This is a genomic window from Streptomyces sp. NPDC030893 (genome assembly GCF_055571535.1).
This window is the reverse complement of sequence record NZ_JBVIFC010000006.1, coordinates 121,257-135,297: the sequence shown is the minus strand read 5'-3', so window position 1 is coordinate 135,297 and position 14,041 is coordinate 121,257. Positions and strand designations below refer to the sequence as shown.

14 protein-coding genes are annotated in these 14,041 nt (G+C 72.0%); 5 read left to right on the top strand and 9 right to left on the bottom strand.

From position 1 onward, the window contains the following. Positions 1-26 precede the first annotated feature (26 nt). Positions 27-1,463: a zinc-dependent metalloprotease gene (locus ACZ434_RS14695; RefSeq protein WP_468455542.1), complete on the top strand. Its 1,437-nt coding sequence runs from the start codon at positions 27-29 to the stop codon at positions 1,461-1,463. After that, positions 1,460-1,987: an NUDIX hydrolase gene (locus tag ACZ434_RS14690; RefSeq protein ID WP_468455540.1), complete on the top strand. Its 528-nt coding sequence runs from the start codon at positions 1,460-1,462 to the stop codon at positions 1,985-1,987. The genes ACZ434_RS14695 and ACZ434_RS14690 overlap by 4 nt, the downstream gene beginning before the upstream one ends. Positions 1,988-2,038: 51 nt before the next feature. Here the strand turns inward: ACZ434_RS14690 and ACZ434_RS14685 are convergent, their stop codons facing one another. From ACZ434_RS14685 to ACZ434_RS14670, 4 genes are all read right to left on the bottom strand, one after another. Beyond that, positions 2,039-2,794 (bottom strand): AIM24 family protein, encoded by a 756-nt coding sequence (locus tag ACZ434_RS14685; protein WP_468455538.1) that lies wholly within the window; start codon positions 2,792-2,794, stop codon positions 2,039-2,041. 17 nt (positions 2,795-2,811) lie between these two features. Beyond that, positions 2,812-3,492 (bottom strand): AIM24 family protein, encoded by a 681-nt coding sequence (locus ACZ434_RS14680; RefSeq protein ID WP_030219997.1) that lies wholly within the window; start codon positions 3,490-3,492, stop codon positions 2,812-2,814. 10 nt (positions 3,493-3,502) lie between these two features. Beyond that, a complete protein-coding gene (locus tag ACZ434_RS14675; protein ID WP_468455535.1) occupies positions 3,503-5,239 on the bottom strand; it encodes a TerD family protein in 1,737 nt (578 codons plus the stop codon). Positions 5,240-5,382: 143 nt separating this feature from the next. Then, the gene (locus tag ACZ434_RS14670) at positions 5,383-5,973 is read right to left on the bottom strand and encodes a M48 metallopeptidase family protein (protein WP_468455533.1); all 591 of its coding nucleotides are present in this window, start codon (positions 5,971-5,973) and stop codon (positions 5,383-5,385) included. Between the two features lie 215 nt (positions 5,974-6,188). Here ACZ434_RS14670 and ACZ434_RS14665 point away from each other — a divergent pair, with 215 nt between their 5' ends. Both ACZ434_RS14665 and ACZ434_RS14660 read left to right on the top strand, forming a co-directional pair. Next, positions 6,189-7,439 (top strand): ThiF family adenylyltransferase, encoded by a 1,251-nt coding sequence (locus tag ACZ434_RS14665; protein ID WP_468455531.1) that lies wholly within the window; start codon positions 6,189-6,191, stop codon positions 7,437-7,439. Then, a complete protein-coding gene (locus ACZ434_RS14660; protein WP_468455529.1) occupies positions 7,432-8,799 on the top strand; it encodes an ABC1 kinase family protein in 1,368 nt (455 codons plus the stop codon). Before ACZ434_RS14665 ends, ACZ434_RS14660 begins: the two co-directional genes overlap by 8 nt. 172 nt (positions 8,800-8,971) lie before the next feature. Here the strand turns inward: ACZ434_RS14660 and ACZ434_RS14655 are convergent, their stop codons facing one another. The 4 genes from ACZ434_RS14655 to ACZ434_RS14640 form a co-directional block, all read right to left on the bottom strand. Next, positions 8,972-9,295, bottom strand: a complete 324-nt coding sequence (locus tag ACZ434_RS14655) for a hypothetical protein (RefSeq protein WP_468455527.1) — start codon at positions 9,293-9,295, stop codon at positions 8,972-8,974. After that, on the bottom strand, positions 9,292-9,660 hold the full coding sequence (locus ACZ434_RS14650) for a WhiB family transcriptional regulator (RefSeq protein WP_468455525.1): 369 nt from the start codon (positions 9,658-9,660) through the stop codon (positions 9,292-9,294). The genes ACZ434_RS14655 and ACZ434_RS14650 overlap by 4 nt, the downstream gene beginning before the upstream one ends. A 172-nt stretch (positions 9,661-9,832) precedes the next feature. Then, positions 9,833-10,147: a hypothetical protein gene (locus ACZ434_RS14645; RefSeq protein WP_468455523.1), complete on the bottom strand. Its 315-nt coding sequence runs from the start codon at positions 10,145-10,147 to the stop codon at positions 9,833-9,835. A gap of 163 nt (positions 10,148-10,310) precedes the next feature. Next, a complete protein-coding gene (locus ACZ434_RS14640) occupies positions 10,311-12,518 on the bottom strand; it encodes an ATP-dependent DNA helicase UvrD2 (protein ID WP_468455521.1) in 2,208 nt (735 codons plus the stop codon). A gap of 204 nt (positions 12,519-12,722) precedes the next feature. Here ACZ434_RS14640 and ACZ434_RS14635 point away from each other — a divergent pair, with 204 nt between their 5' ends. Further along, the gene (locus ACZ434_RS14635) at positions 12,723-12,965 is read left to right on the top strand and encodes a mycoredoxin (RefSeq protein ID WP_468455519.1); all 243 of its coding nucleotides are present in this window, start codon (positions 12,723-12,725) and stop codon (positions 12,963-12,965) included. 69 nt (positions 12,966-13,034) lie between these two features. Here ACZ434_RS14635 and nudC read toward each other — a convergent pair whose 3' ends face one another. Beyond that, positions 13,035-13,979, bottom strand: coding sequence for an NAD(+) diphosphatase (gene nudC / locus ACZ434_RS14630; protein WP_468455517.1), 945 nt, complete (start codon positions 13,977-13,979; stop codon positions 13,035-13,037). Between the last annotated feature and the right edge of the window lie 62 nt (positions 13,980-14,041).

Below are 14,041 nucleotides of genomic sequence, written 5' to 3'. Positions count from 1 at the left end.
GGCGGCCCTACAAGCCGAGGAATCCCGTGAGTGACACCCCATTCGGATTCGGCCTTCCGCCGGAGGAGCCGGACGACGGCGACGAGGGCAAGAAGAAGGACCCGCAGAGCGGCGGTGGTCAGGGCCCGGCCAACCCGTTCGGTTTCGGCATGCCCGGAGCCGGAGGCTTTGGCGGCCCTGGCGCGGACAATCCGTTCGCCGCGATGTTCGGGTCACTGAACCCGGGCGACCTGGGGGCAGCGTTCCAGCAGCTCGGCCAGATGCTCTCCTACGAGGGCGGGCCGGTGAACTGGGACATGGCCAAGCAGATCGCCCGGCAGACGGTCTCCCAGGGGACCGCCGGCGGTTCGAAGGACGCGAGCGTGGGCCCCGCGGACCGCAAGGCCGTGGAGGACGCCGTCCGTCTGGCCGACCTGTGGCTGGACGACGCCACCTCGCTGCCGTCGGGCGCCAACTCCGCCGTGGCCTGGAGCCGCGCGGAGTGGGTCGAGGCCACCCTGCCGGCCTGGCGTGAGCTGGTCGACCCGGTCGCCGAGCGCGTCGGGAACGCGATGGGCGACGTCCTGCCGGAGGAGATGCAGGCCATGGCCGGCCCGCTGATCGGCATGATGCGCTCCATGGGCGGCGCCATGTTCGGCACGCAGATCGGGCAGGCCGTCGGCGTGCTCGCCGGTGAGGTCGTCGGTTCGTCCGACATCGGCCTGCCGCTGGGTCCGGCCCGCCGGGCCGCGCTGCTGCCGCTGAACATCGAGACCTTCGGCAAGGACCTGGGCGTCCCGCAGGAGGAGGTGCGGCTGTACCTCGCCCTGCGCGAGGCCGCCCACCAGCGTCTCTTCGCGCACGTGCCGTGGCTGCGCTCGCACCTCTTCGGCGCGGTCGACGGCTACGCCCGCGGCATCAAGGTCGACACCGGCAAGCTGGAGGACGTGGTCGGCCAGTTCGACCCGCAGAACCCCGAGCAGCTTCAGGAGGCGCTCCAGCAGGGCATGTTCCAGCCGGAGGACACGCCGGAGCAGAAGGCGGCCCTGGCCCGTCTGGAGACGGCGCTGGCGCTCGTCGAGGGCTGGGTCGACGCGGTGGTGCACGCGGCCGCCAAGCCGCGGCTGTCGTCGGCCGACGCGCTGCGCGAGACGCTGCGCCGCCGTCGCGCCTCGGGCGGTCCGGCCGAGCAGACGTTCGCCACGCTGATCGGTCTGGAGCTGCGTCCACGCCGGCTGCGCGACGCCTCGCGGCTGTGGGCCTCGCTCACCGACGCGCGCGGGGTGGACGGCCGGGACGCCCTGTGGGCCCACCCGGACATGCTGCCCACGGCCACCGACCTGGACGACCCGGACGGGTTCGTGCACCGGGAGCAGATCGACTTCTCGGAGCTGGACAAGATGCTCGGCGAGGCCGCCGACAAGCCCGACCTCAGGAAGAAGGACGAGGGCGAGGACGACGGCAAGGGCGACGGCACCGAGTGAGCCTGTACGACGACGCGGTCCTCGTGCTCAAGGGGTACGAGGACCAGCCCGAGCTGCGCCAGGCCTACCTGGACCACCTCGCCGCCCACCCGGACGGCATGTGGAAGGCCTGCCGGGCGGGCCATCTCACGGCGAGCGCCCTGGTGATCGACCCGGAGCGCGACCGGGTGCTGCTGACCCTGCACCGGAAGCTGCGGATGTGGCTCCAGATGGGCGGCCACTGCGAGCCCGGTGACACCTCGCTCGCCGCGGCGGCCCTGCGGGAGGCCACGGAGGAGTCCGGCATCCCGGGCCTGACGCTCCTCGCGGGCGGGCCGGTGCGGCTGGACCGGCATCCCATTCCGCCGCCCTGCCACTGGCATCTCGACGTCCAGTACGCGGCCGTGGCCGCGCCGGACGCGGCGCCCGCGATCAGCGACGAATCCCTCGACCTGCGCTGGTTCCCCTGCGACGCGCTCGCGGAGGTGGCCGACGCCTCGGTCCTGCGTCTGGTCGAGGCGACCCGGGCGAGGCTGGGCCTCTGACACAGGGCGAGGGGCGACCGCCGCGGCGGTCGCCCCTCGCCCGTGCGCCGGTCAGCTCCAGACGTTCCCCTGGTTCTGGCCGCGGGCGCCCTGCTGTCCCATGCCGTACTGGGCGGACAGGCCCGAGCCGATCTGGGCGTTCTGCGGCGGCAGCAGCTCGCTGGGCTGGACCAGCGCGAAACCGCTGCCCATGAAGCTGAGCTCCCAGCCCTCGCCGGTGTTGCCGCGGCGCCGCCACACCCCCGAGGAATGGGTCTGCGCCTGCATCTGGACGCGCAGCGAAGTGGACCAGGCGACGATGGCGTCGGCGTCGCAGTTGACGTACTTGTCCGGTGTCACCTGCATCAGCAGCGGCATGCCCGAGGTCATCAGCGCGACCTTGCCGTTGCCGGTGATGTTGAGCTGGTACTTCCCGGAGCCGGAAATGCCGTACAGGCTGTCGACGGCGATGACCTCGTGGTGCAGCGAGGAGTCCATGGCGAGCACATAGCTGCTGTCGACCGTCAGCCCCTCCTGGTCCACGTCCATGACGTGGATGCGCTGGGCGAGGTTGGCGAGGTAGACCGTGCCCTGCCCGTGGCAGCGCATCAGGTCGAGACCCTCACCGGTCTGCGCACGCGCGCGTGAGGCGCTGTTGCTCTGGAACTCGGCGTCGAACTCGACGAGCCCCTGGTAGGCGACCATGGTGCCCTTGCGGGCGAGAACGTCGTCGTGGCCCTCGAGGCCGACGCGGAGCATCTGCTGGTTCTGCAGGCTCCAGCGTTCCTGAGTCTGCTGGTCGTTGAAGGCGAAAAGCGGGCTCTGCATGATGTGGTTGCTCCCCCTCAGCCCCGGACCCGGAGACGGTCGGTGCTGTCCTCACTGGGCTGGACGACGACGATGCCCTGACCGGAGAAGGCCATCTGGTAGGCCTCGCCGCTGCCGCGGCCGATCAGCGACTGGGCGCGGAAGCTGCGCTTGCCCTTCACCTTGAGGTTCGGGGACCAGGCGACCAGGGCGTCCGGGTCGACGTACGTCTCGTCGTCGCCGCCGCCGCAGTCGACGACGATCGGCTTGCCGCGCGAGGTCAGCGCGACCCAGCCCTGTCCGGAGATCTTGGTGTTCCACAGCCCCTGTCCGGCGAACTTCGCCAGGCCCTTGACCCGCTCCACGCCCCACGTGAGATGGGCGTCGAAGGCGAGCAGGTTGGTGGCGTTGACGGAGATCCCGTCGCCGTTGAGGTTGATCACGACGACGTTGGCGCCGTAGTCGGCGAGGTAGAGCAGGCCGTCGCCGGAGCACTTCATCAGGGGCGCGCCCTCGCCGGTGAGCCAGTCCTTGGCGATCTGGCGCACGGCCGGCGGGTTGGGCTCGTACTGGACGAACCCTTCGTAGGCGACCATCGAGCCCACACGTGCGAGAAGGTCGTTACCGGTCTGCATGGCGACCTTCAGCATGTGGTTGCCGTGGTTCTCCATGCGGGCGGTGACGGGGGCGGGGGCGAAGCCCGCGAGTGGCTGGTTCATGACGGGCTCCTTAGATCTCGTACGGCTGGACGACGATGAAGTTGCCGGGTGCGCCCCGGAACTGGAGGTTGACGCTCTCCCCGGTGTCACCGGGGTAGGAGTTGCGTCGCATCCGCACCTGGCTGGAGACGACCACCTGGGAGGCGGCCGACCAGGCGACCACGGCGTTGCAGTCGGCGAAGGTGGTGGGGGTGACCGGCAGCACCACGGGCGTGCCGTGGGTCTTGACGACGATCGTGCCGGTGCCCTGGAACTGCATGGTGAACAGGGCGCCGCCGGGGATGCCGTGGCCCTCGATGCGGCGGACCTCGTACTGGAGGCCCTCGTCGAAGGCGAGGACGTTCTCGGCGGAGACGCACACGGCGTCCCCCTGGAGCTCGATCGGGTGCAGCATCGTGGAGTTCTCGGCGAAGAACACCTGGCCCTGGCCGGTGCAGCGCATCAGCTGCATCTCCTGGCCGGTGGCGTTGCCCACGATGCGGCCGGAGAAGCCGGCGCCCTTGTAGCTGAAGTCGACCTTGCCCTGGTAGAGCACCATGCTGCCCTGCCGGGCCAGCACGGGCGTCCCGCCGATGCCGAGGTCCACGCGGACGAGCTTCTTGTTCTGCTGGGTCCAGCGCCGGCCGGTGGGCGTCTCCTTGAACTGCTGGAGCGCGCCGAGCACGCCGGGGCTCTGCGGAGTGCCCTGGGGAGCGCCGTACGGGGCCTGCTGCTGGGGCACCTGGCCGGCGGGGGGCTGCTGCCCGTAGCCCGGAGGGGGCATGGGCGGCTGGCCGTAACCCGGCGGCGGGGCCGGTGCCTGCGGTGCCTGCGGTGCCTGGGGGTGGCCGTAGCCCGGCGGCGGCGGGGCGCTCTGGCCGTACGGCGGCGGCTGCTGGCCGTACGGCGCGGGGGCCGGGGCGGGGGGCGGTACCGGGGAGCCGCCGGGCGGGGTGTGCAGGGGCGCGACGATGGTCGGCGCGGAGTGCACGGGCGGTACGGGGGGCGCGGGGGCCGGCGGCGGGGTGGCGCCCGGAGGCGGCGCGAAGCCCTGCGCGGCGGGCTGAGGGGCGGGGGGCGGAGTGGGCGCGGGGACGGGAGCGGCCGGGGCGGAGGCCGCCGGGGCGGGCGCGCCGCCCGAGGGTACGCCGAACGCGGGAGGGGCCGCGGCCTGGTCGGGCGGTGCGAAGCCGGGCGCGGCGGCGCCGGCCTGCGGCTGCTGCGGGGCGGCCAGCTCGTCCTCGGCCACCTCGCCGCCGAAGTTCCTCAGCAGCGCGTCGAGCCCGCCGTCGAAGCCCTGTCCGACAGCGGCGAACCGCCACACGTCCTTGAAGTAGAAGTCGCCCAGCATCACGGCCCGCTCGGTGGAGAACTCCGAACCGCCGAAGGGGTACCGGGCCACTTCCTCGCCGCCCGCGACGATACGGATGTAGCCGGGGCCGACCTGCGACATCTGGCCGTCGCCGTCGAGCGTCGCCGTGAAGGACAGCTTCCTGATCTGCTGCGGAATCCGGTCCAGCGTCACACGGAAGGACTCGGTGTCGCCGGCCTGGGCGCCCAGGAGCTGAATGGACTCCTCGGGGGACTTCGGCTGGTTGTAGAAAATGAAGTACCGGTCGTCCGAGAGCCTCTCGTCGGCGTCGAGACCGAAGCAGCTGATGTCGAAGTTCAGCCCCGGGCCGGAGATCTGCACTCCTACGTACAGATCCGTGCCCGCCGTCAGATCACTGATCCTGGCCTTGTGGCCGCGTTGGAATTCCCTGGCCATGCGTACGACCGTCCCCCATCCCGAATGTGAGTGCGTCGCGCCAGGCTAACGGCAAACACCGACACCGGATGAAGTCGGTACAGACCCGGTACACAACGCGTGCACGGGCCTACGGTGCGCTCACCTCGGGGCGTGCTCACGCATCACGCGCCCCCGGGGAGGTGCGGCAGCCGCTCGGCCGCGACCACGCCCTCGAGGTAGCCGCGGGCCCGCTCGGTCTTCGGGTACGCCTCCAGCAGCCGCCAGAACCGGGGCCCGTGCCCGGGCACCAGGAGATGCCCCAGCTCGTGGCAGAGCACGTAGTCGACGACGTACTCGGGCATCCCCTGAAGCCGGTGGGACAGGCGGATGCTGCCCTCGGCAGGGGTGCACGAGCCCCAGCGCGTGTTCTGGTTGGTCACCCAGCGCACGGTGGCGGGCCTGGCGCGCCCGTCGAAGTACTGGTCCGACAGCCGCCGGGCGCGCTCGGCGAGCTCCGTGTCGTCGAGGGTCCGCCGGCTCTCCTGGGCGGCCAGCTTGTCGAGCATGACGTTCACCCAGCGCTGCTCCTCCGCCTCGGACATCCGGGCGGGGATGAGCACGACGGTGCGATCGCCCTCGCGGTACGCGGAGACCGTTCTGCGTCGGCGGGTGCTCCTGCGGACCTCGATCGCGCTCGCCCTCGAGCCGTTCGTCGGCTGGCTCGTCGTGCTGCGCTGTGACGTTCCGGCGCTGTGCAGTGGGTCGGCGGGCACGCCCCGACGTTACCCGCTGCACACGGGGAAGTCTTGACTCCGGGACGGTTCCGTGGCGATCGCCTCACCCTGCGCCGGATTTATACGATGAATTCCGGCGCCTGTGGACAACTTTCGGCAGTCTCCGACAGCTCCCGGCATGCTGGCATGCGTGGCCGAACCGCGAACGGGCTCGGCCGTCGACGGGGACGATCCTGGACATACGGGGGCCAGTCATGCATCCGATGGTCAAGCCCGCGCTCAGGCGCGGCTGGCGCGATCTCAACACCGTGCAGTTCGGCATGACACCGGCGCACGCGCTGACGGTGGGTCCGATGGACACGGCCACGGGCAGCTTCCTCGACCTGCTCGACGGCACCCGCGGTCTGGAGCTCCTGCGCGAGGAGGGACGGCGCATGGACCTGCCCGACGGTCACACCGACCGGCTCGTACGGCGGCTGACGCGGGCCGGGCTGCTGGACGACTCCCGGGGCGGCGGACCGGCCGGCGAGGCCCTGCGCGGAAAGCCGGAACTGCTCGAACGGCTCCGCCCGGACCTGGCCGCCCTCAGCCTGACCACCTCCGGGCCCGGCGATCCGCTCCGCCGGCTCGCGGCGCGGCGCGGCATGCGGGTGCAGGTGAGAGGCGCGGGCCGGGTCGGCGCGACGGTCGCGGCGCTGCTGTCGGGGGCCGGTGTGGGCGAGGTGCTGGTGCGGGACGTCGGACGGGTCGAACCGTGGGACGTCACACCGGGCGGGCTGCCCGCCGAGGCCGTCGGCGACCGCCGGGAGGAGGCCGCCCGCCGCGCGGTGCGACGCGCCGCACCGGACCGGCCGCCGCGCCGGACCCCCCGGTCGCGCCTCGCTGAGGACGACCCGGGCTTCTCCCTGGTGGTCATCGCCCCGCGGGACGATGTCGCCGTGCACGCGCCCGATCCGTCGGCCGCCGAACCCCTCCTCACCTCCGGTACGCCCCATCTCTACGCCGGAGTCGTGGAGGGAACCGGCGTGGCGGGTCCGCTGGTGCTGCCCGGCGAGACGAGCTGCGCGGGCTGTCTCCAGCAGGACCGCGTCGACCGGGACCCGACCTGGCCCCGCCTGGTCACCCAGTGGCGCTCGGGCCGCCGGCGCCGGGCAACCGCCGCCTGCGATCTGACCCTGGCCACGACGGTGGCGGGACTGGCGGCCGCCCACGCGCTCGCCTTCCTGGACGGCCATGTTCCGTCCACGGCCGGCGCCCGCTGGGAGGTGTCCCTGCCCGGCCTGCACTGGCACGCCCGGCCGGTGTGGCCCCACTCCGGCTGCCCGTGCGGAGCCGCCGGGAGAGCCCCGGGGAAGGAGACGGACGACGGCTCGGGAAAAGGTAAGGGAGAACACACCGCCGGATGCGGGGGGCCGCGCGCGACAATGGCCGTGCAGGGGCCGTCCCCGCGGCGCCGTCAGGCGGACACGGAGCGGCCGGCAGGTACTTGGAGGGCTCATGTCTGATCTTCCCCGGAAGGCGGTCACCCGGACCGCCAAGCTGGCCGCGCTCCCGCTCGGCTTCGCCGGGCGGGCGACCTGGGGACTCGGCAAGCGGATCGTGGGCGAGTCCGCCGACCTTGTCGGCCGCGAGCTGCAGCAGCGCACCGCCGAGCAGCTGTTCAAGGTGCTCGGCGAGCTCAAGGGCGGCGCGATGAAGTTCGGCCAGGCGCTGTCGGTCTTCGAGTCGGCCCTGCCGGAGGAGGTCGCCGGTCCCTATCGCGCGGCGCTGACGAAGCTTCAGGAAGCGGCCCCGCCGATGCCGACCCGCACCGTTCACACGGTGCTCGAGGAGCGGCTGGGCCAGGGCTGGCAGGAGCTGTTCGCGGAGTTCGAGGACAAGCCGTCCGCCGCCGCCTCGATCGGCCAGGTGCACCGGGCGGTGTGGCACGACGGCCGCGAAGTCGCCGTCAAGGTGCAGTACCCGGGCGCGGGGGAGGCGCTGCTGTCCGACCTGAACCAGCTGAGCCGCTTCGCCCGCCTGCTGGGCCCGCTCATCCCCGGCATGGACGTCAAGCCGCTGATCACCGAACTCAAGGACCGGGTGTCGGAGGAACTGGACTACGGCCTGGAGGCCCAGGCCCAGCGGACCCACGCCGAGGAGTTCGCGGGCGACCCCGACGTCGTCGTGCCGGACGTGGTCCATCAGTGCGATCAAGTGCTGATCACCGAGTGGCTGGACGGCATCCCGCTGTCGGAGATCATCTCGGACGGCACCGTGGCACAGCGCGACCGGGCCGGACAGCTCCTGGCCCGCTTCCTGTTCTCCGGCCCCGCCCGCACCCGGCTGCTGCACGCCGACCCGCATCCGGGCAACTTCCGTCTGCTGCCGGGCGGGCCGGACGGGGAGGACGACTGGCGCCTGGGCGTCCTGGACTTCGGCACCGTCGACCGGCTCCCGGGCGGGCTGCCCTCCCCCATCGGGGAAGCCCTGCGCATGACGCTGGACGGCGACGCGGACGCCGTCTACGAGATGCTCTGCGCGGAGGGCTTCGTCAAGGAGTCGATCGAGCTGGACCCCGACGCCGTCCTCGACTACCTCCTGCCGATCATCGAACCGGCCCGGGCCGACGAGTTCACCTTCACCCGCGGCTGGATGCGCAGCCAGGCGGCCCGGATAGCCGACCCCCGCTCCCCCGCCTCCCAGCTCGCCAAGCAGCTCAACCTCCCCCCGGCCTACCTGCTGATCCACCGGGTCACCCTGAGCACCATCGGAGTGCTCTGCCAGCTCGGCGCGACGGTACGGCTGCGGGACGAACTGGAGGAATGGCTGCCGATGTTCGTCCCCGAGGAGCCGCTGGAGGAGGAGCCGGCCGCGGAGGCATGACCGCGGCGGCCGGTGAAGGCGCGGGTCCGTCGCGACCACCGCCGGCTCGTCCGGGCGTGCCTCGGTCGCCCGGCGCAACGCACCGCGGGGGCCGGTCCGTTGGCACGGACCGACCCCCGCGGGAAGAAGAGCCGGCCCCCCGTCGGGGGGCCACCGCTTCAGGTGGATCGGGTTACTGCATGACCGCCATCGCGAGCGCGCGGCGGGCGCGCCGGGAGGCACGCTCCGCCCGGCGCTGCATCCGGCGCGCGGTCACCAGGCGTACGGCCTGGCGCTCCTGTTGCGCCTCGTGCAGTCGCTCGTGCATTCGCGCACGGGCCATGGCTTCTGGGATGAGTTGCATCTCTCGGGTCCTGTTCTGGCGCGAGTCATTCGCACCACTGGTGGTGAAGTCTTCGGTCGCGGAGCCTGCGGGCTCGTGGGCGGACGGCATCATCGGGGCCTGCTTCTGGGGGTCGTGCGTGAGGGGGCGGTCGATCGTTCCTGCGGTGTTCATGCCGTGACCGGGTTCTTGCGCGGGCGGCCACGCGGCCGCTTCCGGGCGACGACAACTCCCTGAACGAACAGCTCGCCACCCCAGACGCCCCAGGGCTCGCGCCGCTCCTTGGCGCCGGCGAGGCAGGCCTCGACCAGCGGGCAGGTGCGGCACAGGGACTTGGCGTACTCGACGTCCGCAGGCGACTCGGCGAAGAAGACCTCCGGGTCGTAGGAGCGGCACGGGACGGGCACGCCGAGGTTCTCGATGGCGTCGTCGAGCGCGGTGAGCGCGGTGAGCGGAGTCAAGGTCGGGTCCTCCGTGGGGCCGGACTTGGGGATCGTGTCGGAAGGCGGTACGGACGGGGCGTGCGCTTCGAGTTGCACGGTTCGTCTTCCTCGTCTGGTCGTTTCCGGCCGGTTGGGCCGGGTGGCGGCTTGGTACCGGGTTCTTTTCTTGTCCCGAGGCGCTTCGGTCTGCCTCCCCGTTCGGGGAAAACAGAAGGGCCGCGGATCCCGGATGGGGTTCCGCGGCCCTGAAGGCGCCGGCCTGATCACATCAGGCTGGATCACTCCAGGGTTCTGGCCCACGGAAGGCCCACATCAGGTGGTGCTGCGTCGTCTGCTTCCGGAATCCGGCACCGGCCGCCGCAAAGGCATAGGCCTGCGCCTGTGCCACTACTGCTTCCAGTGCCTCGGTCGGTCGCTCATCGCGCTCACGGACGGCAGGAGCCGCGGGAGCGAGGGAGGACGCCAGGTGTGCGGCACGGATGCCGGACATACCGGTGCCCTGGTTCGAGGCGCCGAGAATGCACACGGAGACGGCCGAGCGATCGGTCAGTTTGACGATGGAGCTGGTGTTGATGCTGATCACTGGACTCGCCTCCTCTCGGCGTCTCAGGGACTGGGGTGAACCAGTCCGCGGATATGCAAGTAGAACACGGAATCAGGGCCTTGGAGAAGGCCGCTGTCCCCGTGCCTAAGAACCTATGGGGATCGCTGGGGCATGCGCAAACTATTTTTTCGACGAGTTCGCATCAGTCCGGATCCCGCTCCCGGACTCCCTCACGGCCTGCGCATATGGCCAGGACATCCGCCCCGTACCGGCCCATCTTGCGCCTCCCCACCCCGGGGATGCGGGCGAGATCCCGCTCGTCGTCGGGGGACGTCTCCGCGATGGCGATCAGTGTCTTGTCGGTGAAGACGCAGAAGGCCGGCTGCCCACTGCGCCGCGCCTGGTCGGCACGCCACTCGCGCAGCCGCTCGTACAGCCCCTCGTCCATGTCGGAGGGACAGTCCTCGCAGCGCATCAGCTTCATCTCACCCGCGTCGGTCAGCGTCCGGCCGCAGACCCGGCAGCGGGCCGGGCTGCGCTGCCCGCGCCTCGGACGCTCCACGGCCGGTGCCGGCCCCGCTCCGAAGGAACCCCGCTCCACTCCTCCCGGACCGGCCGCGCCGCCGCGCCCGGCGACCGCGTGCGACCCGGGGCGCAGCCCGGCGAGGAAACGGCTGGGGCGCCGGTTCGGCCGGCCGCCCGGCGAGCGGGAGAGCGCCCAGGAGAGATGGAGACGTTCACGGGCGCGCGTGACCCCCACATAGAGGAGCCGGCGCTCCTCCTCGATCTGCTCGTCCGTCTTTGCGTAGGTGATCGGCATCATGCCCTCGGCGACACCGACCAGGAAGACGACGTCCCACTCCAGACCCTTGGCCGAGTGCAGCGAGGCCAGCGTGACGCCCTGCACGGTCGGGGCGTGCTGGGCGCCGGCCCGCTCGTCGAGCTCGGCGACGAGGTCGGCGAGCGTGACGCGCTGTCCGGCGGCGGCGATGTCCTGGGCCAGATGCACCAGAGCGGCCAGCGACTCCCAGCGCTCCCGGACCGCGCCCGAACCGGCGGGCGGCTGCGCCGTCCAGCCCTCGCCCGAGAGCACGGCGCGCACCTGGGAGGGCAGGTCGGGAGCGTCGTCGAGGAGCGCGTCATTGCGGCCGAAGCGGGCCGCGGCGCGCAGGGAAACGATCGCCTTGCGCACCTCGGGACGGTCGAAGAACCGCTCGGCACCGCGCAGCTGATAGGGCACCCCCGCGTCGGCGAGGGCCTGCTCGTAGGTCTCGGACTGGGAGTTCGTCCGGAACAGGACGGCGATCTCGCTCGCCGGGACTCCCGCGTCGATCAGCTCACGGATGCGGCTCGCGGCGCCCTCGGCCTCCGCGGGCTCGTCGGTGTACTCGGTGAAGACCGGCTCGGGCCCCGCGGCGCGCTGCGAGACCAGTTCCAGCCGGTGATCGGCGGCGCGGCCGCGGGCCTGGGAGAGCAGTCCGTTGGCCAGCCGGACGACCTGGGGGGTCGACCGGTAGTCACGGACGAGCTTGACGACCGTGGCGCCGGGATGCCGCGCGCGGAAGTCGAGCAGATGGTCGGGGGTTGCTCCCGTGAACGAATAGATCGTCTGGCTGGCGTCCCCGACCACGCACAGGTTCTCCCGGTCGCCCAGCCACAGTTCCAGCAGGCGCTGCTGGAGCGGGCTGACGTCCTGGTACTCGTCGACGACGAAATGCTGGTACTGGGCACGGACCTGGTCGGCGATGTCGTGCCGGTCCTGCAGGATCGCCACGGTCAGCAGCAGCACGTCCTCGAAGTCGATGACCGCGCGCTCGCGCTTGAGCTCCTCGTAGGCGGAGTAGAGCTGGGCGATCTCCGCGGGGTCGCGGGGCGTCTCCCGGCCGGCCTTCGACGCGGCGGCCGCGTAGTCCGCCGGGACGGTCTGGGTGACCTTGGACCACTCGATCTCGGCGGTGACGTCCCGCAGCTCGCCCCGGTCGAGCCGGATACGGCAGGCTGCGGCCGCGTCGGCGACCAGCTGGACCTTGCGGTCGACGAGCCGGGGCAGGGAGCCACCGATCGCTTTCGGCCAGAAGTACTGGAGCTGGCGCAGCGCCGCGGAGTGGAAGGTGCGGGCCTGGACGCCAACGGCACCGAGCTGGCGCAGCCGGCCCCGCATCTCCCCCGCGGCCCGGTTGGTGAAGGTGACGGCGAGCACGCTGGAGGGCGGGAGGATCCCGGCGCGCACCCCGTAGGCGATGCGGTGGGTGATCGCCCGGGTCTTGCCGGTACCGGCGCCCGCCAGCACGCACACCGGACCGTGCAGGGCGGTGGCCACGGCCCGCTGCTCGGGGTCGAGCCCTTCGAGCACCGCGTCGGCCGAGTCCGGTGCCTGCGGGAAGAGGGGGGAGTGCGTTGCTGCTGTCACACAGCCATGCTGCCAGGTCGCCGGAGACAGGTGAGCCGGTTGTCCACAGGGAGGGCCTCGCAGTCGTATCAATACGACAGGCGTCGCCCGCTCCCGGCCCGTGCGCCCGCTCGCGGCACACCCGGCCGTGGGAATGCCGGCGCTCTCGAGTACGTTCCCCCCACGACGAGGACTTCCCCGAGCCGCCGAAGGAGCGCGAGAGGCATGCAGGGCACTGTGACGATGTACAGCACCACGTGGTGCGGTTACTGCCGCCGGCTGAAGAGCCAGCTGGACCGTGAGGGCATCGCGTACACCGAGATCAACATCGAGCAGGACCCCGAGTCCGCGGCGTTCGTGGAGAAGGCGAACGGCGGCAACCAGACGGTTCCCACCGTGCTCTTCCCCGACGGTTCGACGCTCACCAACCCGTCGCTGGCGCAGGTGAAGCAGAAGGTCGGCGTCTGAGCGGTTCGTGCGGCGAAGCGGGGTGGCCCCTCCGGGAGAGGAGGCCGCCCCGCTTCTTCGTGTCCCGGCTCAGAAGGCGCTGCGGGTCGGCAGGTCCTTGCCGTACCAGCGTTCGATCAGCCGGGCCGCGATCGAGATGCCGTAGGGCGGGAGCACCTCGCCGGAGGCGAAGGCGGCGCCGAGTTCCTCGCGGGAGAACCAGCGGGCCTCGTGGATCTCGTCGCCGTCGACGTTGATCTCGGTCGTGGTGGCGCGGGCGGTGAAGCCCAGCATGAGGCTGGACGGGAAGGGCCACGGCTGGCTGGCGATGTACTCGACCTCGCCGACGTCGATGCCGACCTCCTCGTGGACCTCGCGGCGCACCGACTGCTCGATGGACTCGCCGGGCTCGACGAATCCGGCGAGCGTGGAGAAGCGGCCTTCGGGCCAGTGGACCTGGCGGCCGAGGAGGATGCGGTCGCGGTCGTCCACGACGGCCATGATCACCGCGGGGTCGGTGCGCGGGTAGTGCTCGGCGCCGCAGGCCGGGCAGCGGCGGATGTGGCCGGCCGCGGCGATGACCGTGCGCTCGCCGCAGCGGGAGCAGAAGCGGTGCAGCCGCTGCCAGTTCTCCAGGGCGACCGCGTGCACCATCAGGCCCGCCTCGCGCGGGGACAGCAGCAGCCCCGCCTCGCGCAGGCCCGCCGGGCGGGCGGAGTCGTCCATGCGGCCGGGCAGGGAGTCCTTCTGGAGGGCGAAGTAGCTGACGCCGTCCTCGTCGGTGCCCAGGAAGTAGCGGTGTGCCTCGGTGAGCGGGGCCTCGAAGGACGGGGTCATGACGAGTTCGGTGCGGCCGTCCGCCGTCTCGTCGATGAGGACCTGGCCGCCGGAGACCACGAAACAGCGGGTCGAGGGGTGGCTCCACGCCGCCGCGAGCCATGCCTCGTCGAGCCGGTGGTGGGCGGCGCGGTCGATGCCGCTCGGGGTGGTGAGCGAGATGGGGCGGTCGGCGGTGTGGTCGGTCCAGGTGGTCACGGGTGCTTCCAACTCCCCCGGTGGAACGGATTGGGTCGGCGGGCGGTTCGGCGGGACGTGCG